At 70.1% G+C, this 21,953-nt stretch carries 14 protein-coding genes; 2 read left to right on the top strand and 12 right to left on the bottom strand.

Features of this window, described 5'->3' with window-relative positions; translation table 11 throughout:
- Positions 1-229: 229 nt before the first annotated feature.
- From I8N67_RS13165 to I8N67_RS13150, 4 genes are all read right to left on the bottom strand, one after another.
- On the bottom strand, positions 230-4,243 hold the full coding sequence (locus I8N67_RS13165; protein WP_200303233.1) for an Rne/Rng family ribonuclease: 4,014 nt from the start codon (positions 4,241-4,243) through the stop codon (positions 230-232).
- Between the two features lie 246 nt (positions 4,244-4,489).
- On the bottom strand, positions 4,490-5,332 hold the full coding sequence (locus tag I8N67_RS13160; RefSeq protein WP_200303232.1) for a TIGR03936 family radical SAM-associated protein: 843 nt from the start codon (positions 5,330-5,332) through the stop codon (positions 4,490-4,492).
- A 48-nt stretch (positions 5,333-5,380) separates the two neighbouring features.
- Positions 5,381-6,565: a phage tail tape measure protein gene (locus tag I8N67_RS13155; protein WP_200303231.1), complete on the bottom strand. Its 1,185-nt coding sequence runs from the start codon at positions 6,563-6,565 to the stop codon at positions 5,381-5,383.
- A 148-nt stretch (positions 6,566-6,713) separates the two neighbouring features.
- Positions 6,714-7,850 (bottom strand): glycosyltransferase, encoded by a 1,137-nt coding sequence (locus I8N67_RS13150; protein ID WP_200303229.1) that lies wholly within the window; start codon positions 7,848-7,850, stop codon positions 6,714-6,716.
- Between the two features lie 282 nt (positions 7,851-8,132).
- Here I8N67_RS13150 and I8N67_RS13145 point away from each other — a divergent pair, with 282 nt between their 5' ends.
- A complete protein-coding gene (locus tag I8N67_RS13145; RefSeq protein ID WP_200303227.1) occupies positions 8,133-8,783 on the top strand; it encodes a peptidylprolyl isomerase in 651 nt (216 codons plus the stop codon).
- Positions 8,784-8,824: 41 nt separating this feature from the next.
- On the opposite strand, the gene I8N67_RS13140 is transcribed toward I8N67_RS13145, so the two are convergent.
- Positions 8,825-10,294, bottom strand: a complete 1,470-nt coding sequence (locus I8N67_RS13140; protein ID WP_200303225.1) for a DUF2079 domain-containing protein — start codon at positions 10,292-10,294, stop codon at positions 8,825-8,827.
- Positions 10,295-10,768: 474 nt separating this feature from the next.
- Between I8N67_RS13140 and I8N67_RS13135 the strand changes: the two genes are divergently transcribed.
- Positions 10,769-11,605, top strand: a complete 837-nt coding sequence (locus I8N67_RS13135) for a hypothetical protein (protein WP_307835222.1) — start codon at positions 10,769-10,771, stop codon at positions 11,603-11,605.
- Between the two features lie 69 nt (positions 11,606-11,674).
- Here I8N67_RS13135 and I8N67_RS13130 read toward each other — a convergent pair whose 3' ends face one another.
- From I8N67_RS13130 to I8N67_RS13100, 7 genes are all read right to left on the bottom strand, one after another.
- Positions 11,675-13,624 (bottom strand): TIGR03960 family B12-binding radical SAM protein, encoded by a 1,950-nt coding sequence (locus tag I8N67_RS13130; protein ID WP_200303222.1) that lies wholly within the window; start codon positions 13,622-13,624, stop codon positions 11,675-11,677.
- Positions 13,625-13,752: 128 nt separating this feature from the next.
- Positions 13,753-15,309 carry a CYTH and CHAD domain-containing protein gene (locus I8N67_RS13125; protein WP_200303221.1) on the bottom strand — a complete coding sequence of 519 codons (1,557 nt, stop codon included), beginning with the start codon at positions 15,307-15,309 and terminating at the stop codon, positions 13,753-13,755.
- 85 nt (positions 15,310-15,394) lie between these two features.
- Positions 15,395-16,591, bottom strand: a complete 1,197-nt coding sequence (gene rodA, locus I8N67_RS13120; protein ID WP_200303220.1) for a rod shape-determining protein RodA — start codon at positions 16,589-16,591, stop codon at positions 15,395-15,397.
- Positions 16,588-18,966 (bottom strand): penicillin-binding protein 2, encoded by a 2,379-nt coding sequence (gene mrdA, locus I8N67_RS13115; protein ID WP_200303219.1) that lies wholly within the window; start codon positions 18,964-18,966, stop codon positions 16,588-16,590. Before mrdA ends, rodA begins: the two co-directional genes overlap by 4 nt.
- Before the next feature lie 113 nt (positions 18,967-19,079).
- Complete coding sequence (gene mreD, locus I8N67_RS13110) at positions 19,080-19,748, bottom strand: rod shape-determining protein MreD (protein ID WP_200303218.1); 669 nt, start codon at positions 19,746-19,748, stop codon at positions 19,080-19,082.
- A 29-nt stretch (positions 19,749-19,777) separates the two neighbouring features.
- On the bottom strand, positions 19,778-20,731 hold the full coding sequence (mreC, locus tag I8N67_RS13105) for a rod shape-determining protein MreC (RefSeq protein WP_200303217.1): 954 nt from the start codon (positions 20,729-20,731) through the stop codon (positions 19,778-19,780).
- A 175-nt stretch (positions 20,732-20,906) separates the two neighbouring features.
- Positions 20,907-21,926, bottom strand: a complete 1,020-nt coding sequence (locus tag I8N67_RS13100; protein WP_004931372.1) for a rod shape-determining protein — start codon at positions 21,924-21,926, stop codon at positions 20,907-20,909.
- Positions 21,927-21,953: the final 27 nt, after the last annotated feature.

Here is a 21,953-nt window from a genome sequence, read left to right as displayed (position 1 = left end):
GATCCCCTCCCCGTTCCCCGCGCACGGCCGCTCCCCGCCGTGCGCCGAGGTCTTGTTTCCCCACGCTCCGACGCGCGGCTCCGACTCGAACGACTACGTGAGTGTTACAGGTGTCCGACGCGCCCCAAGAGGCAGGGGGTACGTCAGACACGCTGATGCCCCTGTCAGGTGGTGAAACCACCTGACAGGGGCATCAGTTGGAGCGGACCAAGCGCCCGCCCCGCGGGGCTCAGCTCTCGTCGGTCGAAGCCGTGACCGTGGCCGACGCCTGCTCGGCGGCGACCGTGGTCTTCTTCGTGGCCGCCTTCTTCGCCGTCGTCTTCTTGGCCGTGGCCTTCTTCGCGACCGTCTTCTTGGCCGCCGTCTTCTTCGCCGCGACCTTCTTCGCCGTCGCCTTCTTGGCGGCGGTCTTGCGCGCCGTCTTCTTGGCGGGGGCCTCGGCCTCGGTCTCCTCGGCCTGGGCCGGAGCCTCGGCCGCGTCCTCCGCCGGAGCGGACGGAACGACCACGACAGCGGCCTCCTCCGACGCGGTGGACACCGTCGCCTTGCGCACGGCACGCCGCCTCGGGCGGGCCGGAGCCGCGCTCTCGGCAGCGGTCGCCGCTTCGGCCGGCTCGGCCACGGCTTCCGCGACCGGCTCGGCGACCGGCTCGACCACCGTCACCACGGCCTCGTCCGCCGCGGCCCCGGCCGGCGCGCCCGCGGGGGCGGTCACCTTCCGGGTCGCCCTACGGCGCGTACGGCCCTTGGGCGCGGCCTCCTCGACGCTCGGGGTGGCCGGCGTCTCGACGACCGGGTCCTCCAGCGCGACGGGCTCCGACTCGGCGGCCTCCCGCGACTTCGGCGCCCGCTCCTCGTCCTCGGGGGCCACCACGGACACGGCCTCGCGGGACTTCGGCGCACCCGAGGGCGCGGAGGCCCGCCGGGTCGCACGACGACGCGAACGGCCGCGCCCGACAGCCGCCTCGGCCTCGGCGACGCTGCTGTACAGCTCCTCGTCCGGCTCGAACTCCGGCGCGGGAAGGGCCACGGGCTCGGCGACCTCCGCGGCCACCTCGGCCTCGACCAGCTCCGGCTCGACGTCCTCGAAGACCTCGGGAGCTTCGGCGGCGGCCACGTGCTCGTGCTCGTGGTCGAGTTCCGCAGCGCCACGCCCGCGCTTGCGGCGCTTACCGCCACCGCCGACCGCGGTCGGCTGATCCATGTGCACGATCACGCCACGCCCGTTGCAGTGGACACAGGTCTCGGAGAAGGACTCCAGGAGGCCCTGCCCGACCCGCTTCCGCGTCATCTGGACCAGGCCCAGCGAGGTGACCTCGGCGACCTGGTGCTTCGTACGGTCGCGTCCCAGGCATTCGAGGAGGCGCCGCAGCACCAGGTCCCGGTTGGACTCCAGCACCATGTCGATGAAGTCGATGACGACGATGCCGCCGAGGTCGCGCAGCCGCAGCTGGCGCACGATCTCCTCGGCCGCCTCCAGGTTGTTCCTGGTGACCGTCTCCTCCAGGTTGCCGCCCTGGCCGGTGAACTTCCCGGTGTTGACATCGACCACGATCATGGCCTCGGTCTTGTCGATCACCAGCGAACCACCGCTGGGCAGCCACACCTTGCGGTCCAGCGCCTTCATCAGCTGCTCGTCGATGCGGTACGTCGCGAAGACGTCGACCTCGGAGGTCCACTTCTGCAGCCGGTCGGCCAGGTCGGGCGCGACGTGCGAGACATATCCGTGGATGGTCTCCCACGCCTCGTCGCCACTGACGATGACCTTGGAGAAGTCCTCGTTGAAGATGTCGCGGACCACCCGGACGGTCATGTCCGGCTCGCCGTACAGGAGCGTCGGCGCGTTCGAGCTGCCGCCTTGCTTGGCCTTCTTCTCGATGTCCTCCCACTGCGCCTGCAGTCGCTCGACGTCGCGGCGCAGCTCGTCCTCGCTCGCGCCCTCGGCGGCGGTGCGCACGATGACGCCCGCGTCGTCGGGGACGATCTTCTTGAGGATGGTCTTCAGCCGGGCCCGCTCGGTGTCGGGCAGCTTGCGGCTGATACCGGTCATCGACCCCTCGGGGACGTAGACCAGGTAGCGGCCCGGCAGCGAGACCTGGCTGGTCAGACGGGCACCCTTGTGCCCGATCGGGTCCTTCGTCACCTGGACGAGCACGGACTGCCCGGACTTCAGGGCGGACTCGATGCGGCGCGGCCCGTTGGCCATGCCCAGCGCCTCGAAGTTGACCTCACCGGCGTACAGGACGGCGTTGCGCCCCTTGCCGATGTCGATGAAGGCGGCCTCCATCGACGGCAGCACGTTCTGCACCTTGCCGAGGTAGACGTTGCCGACGTACGAGGTCGACTGCTCCTTGTTGACGTAGTGCTCGACGAGCACGTTGTCCTCAAGGACGCCGATCTGGGTGCGCTCGCCGCTCTGGCGGACGACCATGACGCGCTCGACGGCCTCACGGCGGGCCAGGAACTCGGCCTCGGTGATGATCGGGACGCGTCGGCGCCCCTGCTCACGGCCTTCCCGGCGGCGCTGCTTCTTGGCCTCCAGGCGGGTGGAGCCCTTGATGGACTGCACCTCGTCGGAGAACTCTGTCTCCTTCGCGCGCCGCTCGCGCGGCTCACGGACCTTGACGACCGTACGCTCGGGGTCGTCTGCGGGCTGCTCGGCCTCCGTGCCCGAGTCCCCGGCGCGGCGACGACGGCGACGGCGCCGACGGCTGCTGCTGGAGCCGGCACCACCGGCATCCTCGCGGTCGTCCTCGTCCTCCGCGTCCTCGTCCACCTGCTCGGCGGTGTCCTCGGCGTCCTGCGCGGCCTGCTCGGCGGCGGGCTCCTCACCCTCGGAGTCGCCCTCGGCCGACTCGCCCCGGCGACGGCGGCGGCCACCCCGGCGACGGCGACGCCGCGATCCGGTGGACTCCTCCTCGCCGAACTCGTCACCCTCGCCGGCGTCCTCGGTGGCCTCTTCGGGCTCCTCGCCCTCCTCCGGCTCCTCGGGCACCGTGACAACGGCAACGGGCTGCTCGGCCTCGGCGGCCTCGCCCCGACGACGACGGCGACGCCGCGACCCGCCGGTGCTCTCCTCCTCGGCGAACCCGCCGAGGTCGACGGCCTCGACGGGCTCCTCGACCTCCACGGTCTCCGCCTCCGCCTCGGCGGCGGCCCGCGCGGCGGCCCGCTCCGGCGTCTGGAACATCGGCTCGGTGAACACCGGTGCCTGGAACACGGCCACAGAGGGCCGCGCGGGCCGGGCGCCGGCCTCGTCCGCGACCGGCGCGGCCGGCGCGGAGAACCCACCGGCAGCCTTGCGCGTGGCCCGACGGCGGCCACGACGCGGAGCGGCTTCCTCAGCCTCGTCCACGGCGGCCTGGGCGGCGGCGGCCCGCGGAGCCTTGACGGGCTCGCTCTCGGGCACGGCGGGCGCCTGAACGGTCTCGGCGGCGACGGGCTCGGCGGCGGCCTCGGCCTCGGGCGCGCCGGTCGGCGCGGTCACCCGGCGTGTGGCCCGACGACGTGTACGACGCGGAGCGGCCTCCTCGGCCGTGTCCTCGTCCTGGGCGGGCTCGACGGCGACAGCGGCGGCCTCCACGACCTCGGCGGCCTCCGGCTCACTGACGGGCGCGGTCACCCGACGCGTCGCACGACGACGCGGACGGCCTGCGGGCACGGCCTCCTCGACGGCGACCTCGGCCGGGGACTCCGCCTCGGCGGCATCCTCCTCTGGCGCCTCGGGCGCGCCGGCGGGGGCGGAAGCCCGGCGCGTCGCGCGACGGCGCGGACGGCCTGCGGACGCGGTCTCCTCGACGGCGGCGGGTGCCTCGTCGGCGACGGCCTCGGCCACTTCGGTGACGGCGGCCGGCACCACGGTCTCGGCGACGGCGGCAGTCTCGGCGTCCTTGGGCGCGCCGGCGGGCGCGGAGGCCCGGCGAGTGGCGCGACGACGCGTACGGGGGGCGGGCGCGGCCTCCTCGGCGGCGGCCTCTTCGACTTCCTCGGCCTCAGTGGTCTCGTCCACCGCGGTCACCTCCGTCGTCTCGGTCACCTCAGCGGCCTCATCAGCGGCGAGGTCCTCGGACTCCGCGGCCGCTATGGCCGGCGCGGTGGTCTCCGCGGCCTCTTCGGAGGCGGCGGACGGCGGTCCCGCGGGGCGGGACGCGGCACGGCGGCGACGGCGCGGCGGCAGGGTGTCGCTCGGTGAATTGTGTTCGGAGCCCTGCGCGGGCTCTGCGGATTCGATCGGTTCGGGCATGCGGGCGTTTCTCCCGTCAGGCTCCCGGGCGCCGCACCCGGTCCGGCATGGCCGGTGACGTCCGCGGCTCGCGTCGTACGCGACTGCCGCCGTCCGGGGCGCGGGCGCCGCACGGGAGCTCTCTGTGTCCTGTCTCACCGGTTCCGTACGCCATGTGTGCGTACGGCCTGGTGAAAGTCTTGTGGTCGGTGCGCTGCCCGACCCAGGTGGCTCCCGGATACGAGGGCGACGCTACGACGTGCGTCCCTACGCGGAGCCTTCCGGCGCCGGCGCCTTCGCGGCGGCAGTGGGCGCGGCCGTTGTAGGGGCCGCTGCTGCCTCGCGGTCGGGCGCGAGCGGGTCGGTCACCGTGCCGGTCTCTTCATCGAACAGCCCCTGCGCCAGCCTGGTCACCGCTGCGGGGACCGGCGGCGCCAGGTCGGCCACGGCGCGAAGACCGGACAGGACGTCGTCGGGTCGTACGGCAGGCGTCACGTGCCGAACAACCAGCCGCAGTATCGCACAGGGCTGGTCCGTCGGCCCAGCAAGGGGCGCGGCGCCAGCCGCTCCAGTGGAGCCGACGCTTGCGGCGGGCTGTGGACTGTGCGTCTCAGGACCGTCGAGAACGTCAAGGTCGACGACGGCGGCGCGGGCGTCGAACGTCCGCATGCCGTTCTTGGTTCTGCGCTGGACCTCGACGAGGTCCGCCGCCTTGAAGGCCTCGACCGCGCGCCCGGCGTCCGCCGGGTCCACGCCGTCAAGGCGCAGTTCCCACACGGAGGCCGTCAGCCGGTCGGCGAGCCCGGAGGTCCGGGCCTCGACCGCGTCGATGACGTCGAGCCCGGCGGGCAGCGACTCGTCGAGCAGAATCCTGAGCTTCTCGGGATCGCGCGCGTCGGTGAGCGCGATCTCCAGGTACTCCGCCTCACTGCCCGTGCCGGTGGGTGCGGCATTGGCGTACGACACCTTCGGATGCGGCGTGAACCCCGCCGAGTACGCCATCGGCACCTCGGCACGGCGCAGCGCACGCTCGAAGGCGCGCTGGAAGTCACGGTGGCTGGTGAACCGGAGGCGGCCGCGCTTGGTGTAGCGCAGTCGGATGCGCTGCACCGCGGGTGCGGGCGGCGGGCCTTCGGGCTGTCGCTTGCCCAGTGTCGCTCAGTCCTTCGTGAGTGCGGTCGTACTGCTACCAAGAGTACGTGTCTCGGCGGCTCCCGGTTCCCGTCGGGCGGCGACCGGCTTCGGCTCCCCCGGCTGCCCGAAGAGCGCCCACCGCACACTGGCGCGGGCCTGGCGGACTGATTCGCGGGCGGTGGCCAGGGCCTGGCGGGTGGTACGGCCCACACCGCGCGCGAGCGCGGTGACGGGCTTCCACACCACGTCCCGTACGAAATGGCCGGCCGGTGTGAGGACGGTCCGGTACACCCACCGCGTGGGCTCGACGAAGATCAACCGGAAGAGGGTCGCCAGGAACCGTCCGACGACGAGCGAGATCCACCCGGCGACCCGCCACGCGTGCCCGAGGGCGTCCCAGATCTCCCGGCCGACGACGGCGAGGACCCGTCCGACCGGTGTGAGCACCCATCGCCACACGGCGAGCGCGGGCAGCACCAGCAGGATGCGCAGCGTCCAGTAGATCCCGAGTCCGAGCCCGGTGAAGATCATCCGGACGAGCCATACGGCCCCGCGGGCCACCCATGCGATCGCGTGCCCCACGGGCGTCAGCACGTACCGGTAGAGCCACTCGGCCGGTACGACGAGGAGGTATCGCACCAGCCAGGCGACGCCTGTGAACAGCGCGAGTCCGACGGCGGCGAGGCCGGCCCAGGCGCCCCGGGCCAGCCAGGCGATGCCACGTCCGAGCGGCGCGAGCGTCCATGCGTAGAGCCAGACGAGCACGGCTCCGATGCCGGTGGCGAACCAGACGACGCCCGCCCGGAGTCCGGCGACCACCCAGGCGATCGCCTGGCCCACGGGCGTCAGCACATACCGGTACAGCCACACGACCGGTACGACGAGGAGCCAGTACCCGAGCCACCCGAGCCCCTTGGCGACCGGCACGACTACGTACCGCCACAGCGCCACCCACGGCCACACGAAGAGGGCCTTGCCCAGCCACAGCAGCGCCCGCCCCACCGGCCGCAGCACGGTGTCCTTCAGGAACCGCCCGACCACGACGAGCACGTCCCACACCATCCGCACCGGCACGACCAGCACGAGCACGACGATCCGCACGGGAATCCGGATCGCGATGGTGAGACACCCCTCGGGCGCCTGCTGGGCATGCCTGTACGGCGCCGATGGCTCGGCGGGCTGCGGGGTGGGCCGCTTCTCCAGGTCCATGACGACGTAGACGCCTCAGCGACCTGTCCGGATGCAGCCCCGCGCCTTCAACTTCCCGCCCTGTTCGCCTCGGTGTTCCCACTGCCGACCGCGCTCACCCTACGCACGACGACGGGACGTCGCGCGGCCGGGGACGGGTGCCCGGGACCTACGGACCCGCCAGCCCGACCGACTGCGCGAGGGCTCCGTCCGGGCCCGCCTTCCCCTTCGTGCCCGTCGTGCCCAGCTTCCGCAGGGCGAACTCCAGGTTGCCGGTGACCCGTTCGCGCTGCTCGTCGGGCAGTTCGTCCCCGGCGAGGAGCTTCTCGCAGCAGGCCCGCGACTCCTCGTACTCCCCCACCCAGTACGCGGCCACCGCGAGTTCGTCGAGCGCCCGCCACCGGTACCAGTCGAACTCGACGAAGAGGATGTCGCTCGGAAACGGGATCCGCGTCGCCTGCTTCGCGAACAGGTGGCCGAGCGGCCAGCGGGGGCCGTCGAGGCGGCAGTGGCGGGCGAGTTCACCGAGGGCCTCGGCGCGTGCGGGGCGGCTCTCGTGGGCGCGGAGGTAGCGGTCCATCACCTCGGCGGCCGGCCGTTCGAGCCCTACGGCGAGGCGGGCGGCGTAGAGGTGGGAGCAGAAGACCTCCTCCCCCCATCCGCCCATGGCGGCCCGGCGGTCGTAGGCGGCGAGCGCCTTCTCCGGCTCGTCGGCGTCGCGCCAGCTCTGGGCGAGGTAGAAGACGTAGCGGTGGTTGTCGGGCTCTTCGACCAGGCCTTCCTGGAGGATCTCGGCGTCGCGGAGGTACTTCTTCCGTCGGCCTTCTCTCAGCCGCGCCCCGCCGCCCACCGAGAGGATGTTGGCGCCCTTGAGCGTGCCGAGGCTGTACGACTGCCCGCACTCGATGTACTCGTGCAGCACGCCGACGTACCGCCAGGGCAACCGGGTCGAGACCAGCGCCGGGCGCCAGTGGATGATCGACCGGTCGTGCAGGGCGACCCGGTAGGCGTCGTGCGTCAGCTCCGGCATACGGAAGCCCGGTTCGACCTCCATCAGGTCGTCCGCGTCGATGAAGAGCAGGTAGCCCGCTCGGTCCCGGGCGAGTTCGATCGCCTCGCTGCGGCTTCCGTCGAAGCCGTTCCAGGGGCGCTCGTACAGGGTTCCCGGCAGATCGCCGAAGACCTCGCGGACGACGTCCTGGGTGCCGTCCGTCGAGCCGGTGTCCAGGATGACCCAGGTGTCGATCAGGGGGCGGACGGATTCCAGGCAGCGGCGGATGACCGGGGCCTCATCCTTGACGATCATGTTCAGGCAGACCGTTGATTTCACAGGCCAGATCAAAATCCACCTTCCCTGCCGGAATGGCTGAGGCGCGCCGATTCACCGGCGACAGTGTGTGTCGACCATGTCGGGCCATGACGTCTGTATAGGCTCTCCGCGTCATTTCACCCAGCGCAAGTCGTCACCATCGGGGTACGAATGTCCGCGAGAAATCGGCCGGGAAATTTCGCAGTCGCCGGATGGCCCAAAGAGCCTGTGCCCAGGGCCGCGTTGACCGCTCTCGCGGTCACGGGGCTCTGTTCGGCGATGACGTGGGCCTCACTCTCCCTGACCGCCGAGAACTCTCCTTCCGACGCGAAGCCGTCACCCGCGTGCTCGTACACCCCCACCGATCGCGGGAAGCCGGCCGACATTCCCGCCTTCGACGCGGAAAAGGCGGTCCGGCCCTACCGGGCGACGCTGATCACCAACAGAGGGCGGGTACTGCTGGACGTTCTGTCCGCCGAAGCCCCGTGCACGGCCAACTCGTTCGCCTTTCTTGCGGGGAAGGGTCACTTCGACCGCAGTGAATGCCATCGGCTGACCAGCGAGGACGTTTTCACCTTGGAGTGCGGCGACTCGGCGCGGGACGGCGGCACCGATCCGGGGTACTTCTTCCGGGACGAGAATCTGGACGACGCCACATATCCGGCGGGCACCGTGGCGATGTCCAAGGTTGTGCCGGGCCGGAACGGCAGCCGGTTCTTCATCAGTTACGCCGATCCGGAAGTGGCGATGCGGCCGCACTGGACGCCGTTCGCGAAGGTCGTCGGTGGGCTGGACATCGTGCGGGAGATCGCCCGTCGCGGAACGGCGGACGGCTCCGCCGACGGCCGCCCGAAGAAGTCCGTCGTCATCGAGTCGGTGATCATCCAGCGGGCCGAGGCAGCCGCCCCGGCCCCGGCCCCGTCGTCGTAACAGGGATTCCGGACCCTGACCGGTGAACCGGTGCGGGTTCGTCAGCCCGTCCGGGTGAGCAGCACATAACCGTCCCGCGCCGCCACGGTGCGGTACCCCTGGGTGAGAGCCCGGTCCAGGGAGATCCGTTCCTCCATGAAGTTCTGCGGCCATCGCCGGTGTGGCGGCACCAAGGTGTCCACCATGATCCACTCTGGGTTCGGACGGCTGTCGGGCCAGCCGTAGAGGCTGACGCTCGTACGGCCGCTGAGCTGGGGCACGAGTTCGTTGGACGCCTGGATCGTGGCCCCGTCGGGCACCCGGTCCATCAGACCGTGGGCGACGGCGATCCGCGGGTCGGTCCGCCACGTCTCCGCCTTGACCAGCTGCCACAGCGGGAACTGGGGCAGGAGCAAGGCGGTGATGGCGGCGGAGCCGATGAGATAGCGGCGAAGGCTTGTTCGACTCGGCTGCCGCCGGCTCAGGGCATCGATGAAAGCGGCGAAGACGATCGGCATCAGTACGAGTGAGTAGTGGTACGCGGTGCCCCAGTGGGTGTACAGGCCGGACGCGAAGCGCCAGAGCAACGTCGGCGCCGCGACCCACAACAGCGGGGACCGCAGCGCGAGGAACAGGGTGGGGGCGAGCAGGACCAGCAGAGTCGTCACCTTGGCCTCGGGCGTGATGAGCCCGATCGTGCCCTTGTACAGCACATCGGCCAGCCCACCGTCACCGCCTCCCGCACCCGGCAACCAGTGCAGATAGGCGTAGCCCCCCTTCGGATTGAAGGCCGGCAGGATCACGAACATCGCCAACGCGCTGCCGAGCAGACCGGCCGCGATCGTGGCGAGTCCGAGCCGACGGGCCCCGCGCCGGACGATGAGGAATCCGATCACCGCCACGGTGAGCCCGAGGTCTTCCTTCACCAGCAGCAAGGGCATGGCCCAGCACGCGGCGGCGCGCGGCCGGTCGTTACCGAGGGCCGTCAACGAGCAGGCGAGCAGGGGGACGGCGAAGGCCACTTCGTGGAAGTCCTTGCCGACCGCGCTAGCGATGCCCCAGGACAGGCCGTAGCAGACACCGATGACCCCGGCGGCAACGGAACCGAGGGTCCGGCGTGCCCACATCGTCAGGGGAAGAACACTCGCCGCGATCAGCGCCGCCTGCACCACCAGCAGTGCCATCGGTGATGGCCAGATCCGGTAGAAGGGCGCCACCAACGCCAGAACGGGATGGAAGTGGTCGCCCATGACAGGGAAGTCCGGCCCTTTGATTTCGGAAAGGGGTAGCTGCCCGGCCGCGTAGGACTTGACGACCTGTTCGAAGATCCCCAGATCGAAGGCGGCGGACAGCATCCGTTGATGGAGGCGGAGCGAGAGCGTCAGGTAGGCGAAGAACAGCGCTCCTGCAAGGCACCAGATCCACCACGGAACACCGGACTGAATCTCTTCGACCGGCTCAGCCCGGTCCTGATGGCCCGGAGCCACCTGCCGGGGCGGGAGGACGGAACTGTCTGCGGGCAGTGCTGTCATGAATGTGCCCTTCCAAGAGCGGCTTCGAATTCTGAAGGTCCCTCAAACGTCAGCCATATCCTGGGCAGGGCTCAGAACTTCTTCCTGCATGGCCGGAATCCTCCGAACAGCCGCATGTCTGACCCGAGATGCCACTCATTACGGGTGAACATCTCCAATTTCCGGTGTAGCCCGACGATCGACCGCCCCGCCCACGATCGGCCGAATTTCAAGTCCTCACACCGAGCGGATATCCGTAAAGCGTGGCCGAATGAGGCAGAGGAGGCTGAAGGCCTTCGGATTCGATCCGCATCGGTACCACAAGGAGCAGTCCATATGAGTCCTGAGAACAGGACCAGATCCGGTCTGGGCCCACTTCCCCAGCGGGGGAGATGGCTTGTCGGCGGCGCCATGGCCTCGGTCGGCCTTGTCATGCTGAGCTTCACCAGTACTGCCGCCATCGCGGCCGACCGTCCCTCGGCCACACCCGCTCGCGTGAGCCCGCACCCGCCGCGCCAGGACGAGTGCGACGACCGCCGCGACGAACACGGCAAGCACGACAAGCAGGGCCAGTGGTACGACGAGAACGGCCGACCTCAGGACGAACACGGCCAGGGGCCGAACAGCGCCATGGGTCCGAAGGGCGACGACCACCGCGACAAGTGCAAGGGCAAGCCGGGCCCCACCGGGCCGACGGGCCCCGCGGGTCAGGACGGAGCCACCGGCCCCACCGGACCGACCGGCCCCACCGGCCCCAGCACCGGAGCGACGGGCGCGACCGGCGCGACGGGGGCCACCGGCCCCACCGGACCGACCGGCCCCAGCACCGGCGCGACGGGGGCCACCGGCCCGACCGGGCCCACCGGAGCGACGGGCGCGACCGGTGCCACAGGCGCCGGCGGAACCCCGGTCTGCAGCGACCTCGACGCCTACCACCCCACGGGCATGGTCGAGTTCCGTGCCGCACTGTCGGCGGCCGACGGAAACTTCTACGCGGGCATCCGTGACCTCACGGGCAGCTCGGACGGGTTCATGCGGTGGACCGACCTCAGCGTCAACCCGGACTACCCCTCGGGCGGCGAGGAGGGCGAGCCCTGTGGGGCCGCCATCAGCGAGCACGAAGCGTCGGGTGGTGTTCAGTTCAGCCTGATCACCACGACGGGACGGGTCTACGAAACCGACTGCAGCGTGGACAACAACCAGAGCGAGGAGGCCATCCTGAACTGCACCACCGGCGATGACCCCGTGAACGACACCCGCAACCCTTGGGTCGAGGTGAACTTCCGGCCGGAAGCCGGCGCTGTCAACGGCGGAACCGACCTCGGCTCCTGACACGAAAAAGGGTGTCCGCAGGCCGACCCACCGGCCCTCCGGACACCCCTCGCCGTCTGCGACAGCAGGTCAGTGGCTGTGCCCACTGCCCGCCGGCTGCTTGACCGCCAGCGGCAGCAGCTTCTTGCCCGTGGGCCCGACCTGGATGTGCGTGTCCAACTGCGGACACACGCCGCAGTCGAAGCACGGCGTCCAGCGGCAGTCCTCGACCTCGGTCTCGTCGAGGGAGTCCTGCCAGTCCTCCCAGAGCCAGTCCTTGTCGAGGCCGGAGTCGAGGTGGTCCCAGGGGAGGACCTCCTCGTAGGTGCGCTCGCGGGTGGTGTACCAGTCGACGTCGAGGCCGACGTCGGCGAGGGCCTTGTCCGCGCAGCTCATCCAGCGGTCGTAGGAGAAGTGCTCGCGCCAGCCGTCGAAGCGGCCGCCGTCCTCGTAGACCGCGCGGATCACGGCGCCGATGCGGCGGTCGCCGCGCGACAGCAGGCCCTCGACGATGCCCGGCTTGCCGTCGTGGTACCGGAAGCCGATGGAGCGGCCGTACTTCTTGTCGCCACGGATCTTGTCGCGGAGCTTTTCGAGGCGGGCGTCCGTCTCCTCCGCCGAAAGCTGCGGGGCCCACTGGAACGGGGTGTGCGGCTTGGGGACGAACCCGCCGATCGACACCGTGCAGCGGATGTCGTTCGAGCCGGAGACCTCGCGGCCCTTCTGGATGACGCGGGTCGCCATGTCGGCGATCTGGAGGACGTCCTCGTCGGTCTCGGTCGGGAGGCCGCACATGAAGTACAGCTTCACCTGGCGCCAGCCGTTGCCGTACGCGGTCGAGACGGTCCGGATCAGGTCCTCCTCCGAGACCATCTTGTTGATGACCTTGCGCAGGCGCTCGGAGCCGCCCTCGGGCGCGAAGGTCAGACCCGAGCGCCGGCCGTTGCGGGTCAGCTCGTTCGCCAGGTCCACATTGAAGGCGTCCACCCGGGTCGAGGGGAGGGACAGGCCGATCTTGTCCTCCTCGTACCTGTCCGCCAGACCCTTGGCGATGTCGCCGATCTCGCTGTGGTCGGCGCTCGACAGCGACAGCAGGCCGACCTCCTCGAAGCCCGTCGCCTTGAGGCCCTTCTCGACCATCTCGCCGATGCCCGTGATCGACCGCTCACGGACCGGGCGGGTGATCATGCCGGCCTGGCAGAAGCGGCAGCCCCGGGTGCAGCCGCGGAAGATCTCCACCGACATGCGCTCGTGGACCGTCTCCGCCAGCGGGACGAGGGGCTGCTTCGGGTACGGCCACTCGTCCAGGTCCATGACCGTGTGCTTGGACACCCGCCACGGGACACCCGACCTGTTCGGTACGACGCGGCCGATACGGCCGTCGGGGAGGTACTCGACGTCGTAGAACGCCGGGATGTACACCGAGCCGGTCCTCGCGAGGCGGAAGAGGACCTCTTCGCGGCCGCCGGGACGGCCTTCGGCCTTCCAGGCGCGGATGATCCCGGTCATGTCGAGCACGGCCTGCTCGCCGTCGCCGATGATCACCGCGTCGACGAAGTCGGCGATCGGCTCGGGGTTGAAGGCCGCGTGGCCGCCGGCCAGCACGATCGGGTCGTCGAGCGTGCGGTCCTTGGACTCCAGGGGGATCCCGGCGAGGTCCAGGGCGGTCAGCATGTTGGTGTAGCCCAGCTCCGTGGAGAAGGACAGGCCGAACACGTCGAAGGCCTTCACCGGGCGGTGTCCGTCCACCGTGAACTGCGGCACGCCATGATCGCGCATCAGTTGTTCCAGGTCGGGCCACACGCTGTAGGTGCGCTCGGCGAGGACGCCCTCGCGCTCGTTGAGCACCTCGTAAAGGATCATGACGCCCTGGTTGGGCAGCCCGACCTCGTACGCGTCCGGGTACATGAGCGCCCAGCGGACATCGCAGGCGTCCCACTCCTTGACTGTGGAGTTGAGTTCGCCTCCGACGTACTGAATCGGCTTCTGCACGTGCGGGAGCAAAGCTTCGAGCTGTGGGAAGACCGACTCGACAGACATCTCGGGGTTACCTTCGTGAGCTGACTGGGGGCGCCCCCCGCCGGAGGCTGGGGAGGTGACCATCTAGCGTAACGCCCCCAGCGGCACCCCTCGCACGCCAGCCGTCACAGGCCTCGGGGCTGTCACCGTCAGAAGGCCGCGTCGGCCGTGATCGTCCGCCAGGTCTCCGGCAACGCCGCCTCCGTCAGCTCCGCCCGCCGCTCCTCCCTGCCGTACAGCACGCCGTACGTGAAGTCGCTCTCCCCCGCCTCGTGGGCCTGGAAGGCGATGCCGCGCAGTGCCTCGCGGGTCATCACGCTGTCCTGGTGGTCGCCGAGCAGGCTCTGCAGGGACTTCATGTCCTTGACGAGTCGCTTGGCCGGCTCGCCGAGGAGGGGGCGCGCCGCCTCGGCCGCGTACCGGGTGCGCTTGGCCTTCTTGCGGGCCTCGTGCATGGCGAGGTCGCGGTCGGCGCCGGACGGCTGCGCCAGCGCCTCCTCGACCAGCGCCGCCACCTTGGCGAAGTCCTTCTTGACCGCCTTGGTGATCACCTTCTCGGTGTCGCCGCCGGCGGCCTTGAGCAGCGGCGGGTCCGTGACCACGGCGTCGAGCGACGCCAGCAGCTCCAGATACCGCTGCCCGTCCAGTACGGCGATCAGGCCGCCCCTGGCGCCGGTGTCGCCGTGCTCCGTCCAGGTGCGCAGCCGTGTGCGGACCGGGCCCGTCACCAGGCTCTCGGAGAGATCGTCCAGCGCCTCGGTGAGCCGTTCCGCCAGGACCTCCTGGTCACGGTCGACCCCCAGCTCCCCCGCCAGCCACTTCAGCTCCTCCCCGATGGGGTCCGTGACCTCCCGGTCCAGGACCTTCCCGAACGACTTGAAGGTGCTGCGCAGACGCCGCGTGGCCACGCGCATGCTGTGGACGGAGTCGAAGACATCACGCCGGACGGCGGGGTCGAACTCGACGATCGCGTCCCGCTGCGCGCGGACATAGACGAGGACATGGTCACCGGGACTGACCGGCTTCCCCGGCGCCTCGGCCCCGCCCGGCCCCTCGTCCGCCTTCCCGTCTTCCTTCTTGCCCTTCTTGCTGACCTTCCTGCCGTTCTTGGGTGCCGTCTCCTGGAGGGCCCGGGCCAGCTTCGACGGTGAGTCGGACGGCCGTACGCCTGCCTTGCGCAGCTTCTTGTCGACCTTCTCGAGGAAGGCGGGGTCGCCGTCGTCGGCGAGCTCCACCTCGATCTCGGCCCACTGGGCGGTACGGCCGCCGTCGGTGAGCCGCTCGGCGCGTACGGCGTCCACGCTGACCTCGGCGAGCAGGGTGCCGTCCGCGTCGAGCAGGTCGCTGACGTCACGGGTGGACCGCAGCCGGACCACGGGCACCAGCTCGGCCTCCCGGACCCGGGAGCGCACCAGCCCCGCGAGGTCATCGGGCAGCGAGTCGGAGAGCGGGGCGCTGATCTCGTCCCGTACGCCGGAGGAGACGGGGAACTTCAGGTGCCAGCCCGCGTCATGGCCTCCGGTACGGCGGCGCAGGGTGATGGAGGCGGCGGCGAGGCGTTCGTCAGGGGTGTCGTAGTAGACGGCGTCCAGCTCCGCCACGCCCTTGTCCAGAACGGTCGCCACCCCGGCCACACCGGTCAGGTCCGGCAGCCCGCTCTCGTCGGACTCGTACTTACGCTCGATCTCGCGCTTGGTGTCCGCCATGACATGAATCTAGTCCGACATCCGCCAAAGGGGCAGACCACTGTGTCCTAAATAGGGCCGGCGAGCCGCACCCTGGTCGGAGCGCTCAAGCCGACATCGGGCGCTCCACTCTTATCGACTGCAGCAGCCCCACCGCCACCCAGACCGCGAACATCGACGAGCCGCCGTACGACACGAACGGCAGGGGCAGTCCCGCCACCGGCATGATGCCGAGCGTCATACCGATGTTCTCGAACGCCTGGAACGCGAACCAGGCGATGATCCCGCCGGCGACGATCGTGCCGTACAGCTCGGTGGTCTCGCGGGCGATCCGGCAGGCCCGCCAGAGGACGACGCCCAGCAGCAGGATGATCAGCCCGGCGCCCACGAACCCCAGCTCCTCCCCCGCCACCGTGAAGACGAAGTCGGTCTGCTGCTCGGGCACGAACTGCCCGGTGGTCTGTGAGCCCTTGAAAAGGCCGGTGCCGAGCAGTCCACCGGAGCCGATGGCGATACGGGCCTGGTTGGTGTTGTAGCCGACACCGGCCGGGTCGAGCTCGGGGTTGGCGAAGGCCGCGAAGCGGTTGATCTGGTACTCGTCGAGCACCCCGAGCTGCCAGACGGCGATCGCGCCCAACGCTCCCGTGCCAATGAGGCCGAAGATCCACCGGTTGGACGCGCCGGAGGTGAGCAGCACGCCCAGCACGACGACCACCATGACCATGACCGAGCCGAGGTCGGGCATGAGCAGGACGATCAGTATCGGAACGGCGGCGAGGCCGAGGGCCTGAACGACCGTGCGGTGGTCGGGGTGGGCCTTGTCGCCGGCGTCGACCCGCGCCGCGAGCAGCATCGCCATGCCCAGGATGATCGTGATCTTCACGAACTCGGAGGGCTGGAGCGAGAAGCCGCCGCCGACGACGATCCACGCGTGGGCGCCGTTGATGGTCGCGCCGAGCGGGGTGAGCACCAGCAGGATCAGCAGCACCGAGATGCCGTAGAGGATGGGTACGGCGGTGCGCAGGGTGCGGTGGCCGAGCCAGACCGTGCCGATCATCAGGGCGAAGCCGATGCCGGTGTTGAGCAGGTGCCGGAAGAGGAAGTAGTACGGGTCGCCCTGGTTGAGCTCGGTGCGGTTGCGGGTCGCCGAGAAGACGAGGGCCGCGCCGATCAGGGAGAGCGCGATGGCCGAGAACAGTATCGGCCAGTCGAGCCGGCGGGCGAGCGAGTCGCGGGCGAACAGCCGGGTCAGGCCGGAGCGTTCGGGCCCGTACCCGGAGACGGAGAAGCTGTTGCCTGTCATACCCGCGTCCTCCGCCCCTTGCCCAGGCCATCACGGCGAGCCGTACGTCGTCCGGCCGACCGGTTGCCGCTGCCGCCGCGCGTACTGACGATTGCCGCCAGGTCGTCGGCGACGACGGTCCCGGTGTCCCGCTCGGTGACGAAGTGCGCGACTCCGGGCTCGGTGACCACGGTCCCCGCCCCCTGCTCGACGAAGGACACCGGCTGGGCGCCCGGCCCCGCGGCGACCGTCTGCGTGCCGTCCTCCGCGGCCTCCTCGTCGGTCTTCTTCGGCGGGTACGCCGCCACCTTCGGGGCGTCGATCGAGCCGTCGGACTCGATCTTCGGCAGGCCCTTCTGCGGGGTGGGCAGCAGCGCCTTCTTCTTGTCGATCTCGCCGTCCTCGGAGACGCCGTACAGCGCGTTGTAGAGCTTGCGCACGGCGGGGGCCGAGGCGCCGGAGCCCGTACCACCCTGGGAGATCGTCATGACGATCGAGTAGTCCTTGGTGTACGTGGCGAACCATGAGGTCGTCTGCTTGCCGTAGACCTCGGCCGTACCCGTCTTGGCGTGCATCGGGATCTCGTCCTGCGGCCAGCCCTGGAAGCGCCAGGCGGCTGTACCCCGGGTCGCGACTCCCGCGAGGGCTTCGTCTATCTCGTCGCGGGTCTTCTGCGTCATCGGGAGCTTGCCGTGCGACTTGGGGGCGATCTCCTGCACGTTCTTGCCGTCGGCGCTGATGACGGCCTTGCCGACGGTCGGGTCGTAGAGGGTGCCGCCGTTGGAGATGGCCGAATAGATGGTGGCCATCTGGATGGGGGTGACGAGGGTGTCGCCCTGGCCGATGGAGTAGTTGACGGAGTCACCGGCGCGCATGCGGTTGCCTTCGAGGCAGTTCTCGTACGCGATCTGCTCGGCGTACGTGCCGCCCTTCTTGCCGGTTTTGCACCAGGCGTCCTTGTTGGCCTCCCAGTACTCCTGCTTCCACTGGCGGTCCGGGATGCGGCCGGTGACCTCGTTCGGCAGGTCGATGCCGGTCTCGGCGCCGAGGCCGAACTGATGGGCCGTCTTGTAGAACCAGTTGTTGGCGTCCTTCTTCGGCGTGATGCCTCCGTCGCGCTTCCACTCCTCGTGGGAGAGGCGGTAGAAGACGGTGTCGCAGGAGACCTCCAGCGCCTTGCCGAGGCTGATCGAGCCGTATCCCTTGGACTCGAAGTTCTTGAAGACCTGGCCACCGATCGAGTACGCGCTGGAGCATTCGTAGGAGCCGTCGAAGGGGTAGCCCGCGTTCACCGCGGCGGCGGTCGGGACGACCTTGAAGATGGAGCCGGGGGCCGACTGGCCCTGGATCGCGCGGTTCAGCAGCGGGTAGTTGGACTTCTTGCCGGTGAGCCTGGCGTAGTCCTTGGCGGAGATGCCGCCGACCCAGGCGTTCGGGTCGTAGTCCGGGTTCGAGGCCATGGCGACGACGCGGCCGGTCTTGGCCTCCATCACGACGACGGCACCGGAGTCGGCCTTGTAGTTCGTCCCGGTGTTGCGGTCCACCTGCTTGCGGGCTTCCTTCATCGCCTCGTTGAGCTCGTACTCGGCGATGCGCTGCACGCGGGCGTCGACGCTGGTCACGAGGTTGGCGCCGGGCTCGGCGGGGTCCGCCTCGGCCTCGCCGATGACGCGGCCCAGGTTGTCGACCTCGTAGCGAGTGACTCCGGCCTTGCCGCGCAGCTCCTTGTCGTACTGGCGCTCCAGGCCGGAGCGGCCGACCTGGTCGGAGCGGAGGTACGGCGAGTCGGTGTCCTGCGCCTTGGTGATCTCCTCGTCGGTGACCGGGGAGAGATAGCCGAGGACCTGCGCGGTGTTGGCGCGGCCTGGGCTGGCGTAGCGGCGGACGGCCTGAGGCTCGGCGGTGATGCCGGGGAAGTCCTCGGAGCGCTCGCGGATCTGCAGGGCCTGCTTGGCGGTGGCCTCGTCGGTGATGGGGATCGGCTGGTACGGCGAGCCGTTCCAGCAGGGCTGGGGCGTCTCGGAGTCGCACAGCCGGACCTTGTCCATGACCTCCTGGGGCTTCATGTCCAGGACCCCGGCGAGCTTGGTGAGGACGGCCTTGCCGTCGTCGTCCATCTTCAGCAGCTCGGTGCGGGAGGCGGAGACGACCAGACGGGTCTCGTTGTCCGCGATGGGCACGCCGCGCGCGTCCAGGATCGAGCCGCGCACGGCGGGCTGCACGACCTGCTGGACGTGGTTGCCGGAGGCCTCCTTGGCGTAGGCGTCGCCCTCGCGGATCTGGAGGTACCAGAGGCGGCCGCCGAGGGTGCCGAGGAGGGAGAAGACGAGGATCTGGATGATGACGAGCCGGATCTGGACCCGTGGGGTCCGCCCGGTCTCCGGGATGTTGGTCACTGTCTCCCCCTCTCAGTACGTGTACGGGTGGTGCGCGTGGTGCCGGTACATGGAGTACACCGCCCGGCCGTGATCGGTTCCCACGCCCGACCGGCAGTCCATCTGACCTACCCTCACAGTCGCTTGACCCCCTTGATGCGCCCCGCGCGGGCCATGCGCGACCGGGCGGCCTTCATGCGCAGCCCGCGCTGGTTGCCGATGCGCAGGCCGGTGCCGGAGGAGAGCCAGCCGGAGGAGACATCGGACGCCTTGGCGGCGCTGTTGGTCTCGGCGAGCGGGTTGTTCTCGGCGCGCCGGGCGAGCGCCATGATGCCGGGGACGACGAAGGGCGCCAGCAGCAGGTCGTAGAGCGCGGCGGTGAACAGCAGGCTGGGCAGGCCGACATGGCGGGCCGCGTCGTCGCCGACGAGGGCGCCGACACCGGCGTACAGGAGGGTCGAGCCGAGGGCGGCGACGACGACCACGGCCATCGGTCCGGTCGCCGACTTGAGCCGGCCCGTCTCGGGCTTGGCGAGGCCCGCGAGGTAGCCGATGACGCAGAGGACGAGGGCGTACCGTCCGGCCGCGTGGTCGGCGGGTGGCGCGAGGTCGGACAGCAGTCCGGCGCCGAAGCCGACGAGGGCTCCGCCGACATGGCCGTAGACCAGGGCGAGGCCGAGCACGGTGAGGAGCACCAGGTCGGGTACCGCGCCCGGGAGATGGAGTCTGGCCAGGACGCTCACCTGGATCACCAGGGCGACGATCACCAGGGTGGTGGAGAGCAGCATCCGGTTGAAGCGCATGAAGGGTTCAGCTCCTACTGTCCTACGTCCTACTGCTCTTGCGGCTGGCCGTCGGTGCCGTCGCCGGGTTCGTCCGCGCCCGGCGTGACCGTCACCGTCACGGTCGGCGTGGGCGTGGCCTTCGGCTTGTTCGGAAGGACGGTGTCGCGCGGGTCCTTGCGGGGCGGCTGGACGACGACGCCGACGATGTCGAGCTGGGTGAAGGCCACGAACGGCTTGACGAAGATCGTGCGGGTCAGGTCGCCGCCGGAGGGGTCGACACGGGAGACGACACCGACGGGGACGCCGGGTACGAACGGCTTGTCGGCCTGCGAGCCGAAGGTGACCAGGCGGTCGCCGGCCTTCACCTTGGCCTTGCCGTTGAGGAGTTCGACGCGCAGCGGGCGGTCGCCCTGCCCGGAGGCGAAGCCGAGTTCGTCGGTGTCCTCCATGCGGGTGCCGACGGTGAAGTCGGGGTCGTTGGCGAGGAGCACGGTCGCGGTGTTCGGTCCGACGGTGGTGACACGGCCGACGAGCCCGTCGCCGTTGAGGACGGTCATGTCACGGGTGATGCCGTCGTCGGTGCCGATGTCGATGGTGACGGTCCAGGAGAAGCCCTGGGCCGCTCCTATGGCGATGACCTCGGCGCCCTTGATGCCGTACTGGCCGTTCGCGGCGGTGTTCAGCATCTTGTCGAGCTGTTCGCTTCTGCTGCGGTTGCGGTCGTCGCTGCCGAGCGACGACTTCAGCTCGGCGTTCTCCTTCTCCAGCGCGGCGAGGCGGTCGTGGCGGGAGCCGGAGTCGCGGACGGCGCTTATGGCGTTGCCGATCGGGTCGACGGCGGTCGACACGCCGTCCTCGATCGGGCCGAAGACGGTGGCCGCACCACGTCGGGCACCGTCGACCGGTGAGTCCTCCCCGCCGCGGATGTCCACCGTGATCAGCGCGAACGCGACGGCGACCAGCAGCACCAGGAGCAGCCGGCTCTCTCGTGTGTCCCTCACGTGCGGCGGCCGTGCCTTCCTCATAGGAATTCGACAGGAATTGGGGAATTCGGGTAGCCCCTGGGAATCCCGAGACCGGGAACCGCAGGGGCGCTTCGTGGGAGCCTATGCCGCAATATCAACGATCCGCCGCACGAGAAGAGAACGTCCCGTACGGCGGAATCGAAGTGTTACGTCATCTGCGGGGCTGGGCGTCGAGCACCTGCTGCAGCGCCTCGAACTCCTCGACGCACTTGCCGGAGCCGAGCGCCACGCTGTCCAGCGGGTCCTCGGCGATGTGGATCGGCATTCCGGTCTCGCGGCGCAGCCGCTCGTCGAGACCGCGGAGCAGCGCGCCGCCGCCGGTGAGGACGATGCCGCGGTCCATGATGTCGCCGGAGAGCTCCGGGGGGCACTTGTCGAGGGTCGTCTTGACGGCATCGACGATGGCGTTGACGGGTTCCTCGATCGCCTTCCGCACTTCCGCGGCGGAGATGACAACGGTCTTGGGCAGCCCGGACACCAGGTCCCGGCCGCGGATTTCGGTGTGCTCGTCAGCGTCGAGGTCGTACGCCGAACCGATCGTGATCTTGATCTGTTCGGCCGTCCGCTCACCGAGGAGGAGGCTGTACTCCTTCTTGATGTGCTGGATGATCGCGTTGTCCAACTCGTCGCCCGCGACGCGGATGGACTGGGCGGTGACGATGCCGCCGAGGGAGATGACCGCGACCTCCGTGGTGCCGCCGCCGATGTCCACCACCATGTTGCCCGTGGCCTCGTGGACCGGCAGGCCGGAGCCGATGGCCGCGGCCATGGGCTCCTCGATGATGTGCACCTGACGCGCGCCGGCCTGGGAGGACGCCTCGATGACGGCGCGACGCTCGACACCGGTGATGCCGGACGGCACGCAGACGACGACCCGAGGACGGGCGAGATACCGCCGCTTGTGGATCTTCAGAATGAAGTAGCGGAGCATCCTCTCGGTGATCTCGAAGTCGGCGATGACACCGTCCTTCAGCGGACGTACGGCAACGATGTTGCCCGGCGTCCGCCCGATCATCTTCTTCGCCTCCGCGCCGACCGCGAGGATGCCACCGGTGTTGGTGTTGATCGCGACGACGGACGGCTCGTTCAGTACGATCCCGCGACCCCTGACGTACACCAGCGTGTTGGCGGTCCCGAGGTCGACAGCCATGTCACGGCCGATGAACGACATTGAGTTCCCCATCAGGATTCGTCTGGC

The sequence above is a fragment of the Streptomyces adelaidensis genome (genome assembly GCF_016598475.1).
GTDB lineage: Bacteria > Actinomycetota > Actinomycetes > Streptomycetales > Streptomycetaceae > Streptomyces > Streptomyces adelaidensis.
The sequence above is the reverse complement of the archived record's forward strand: the minus strand, read 5'-3'. Positions and strand labels throughout refer to the sequence as shown.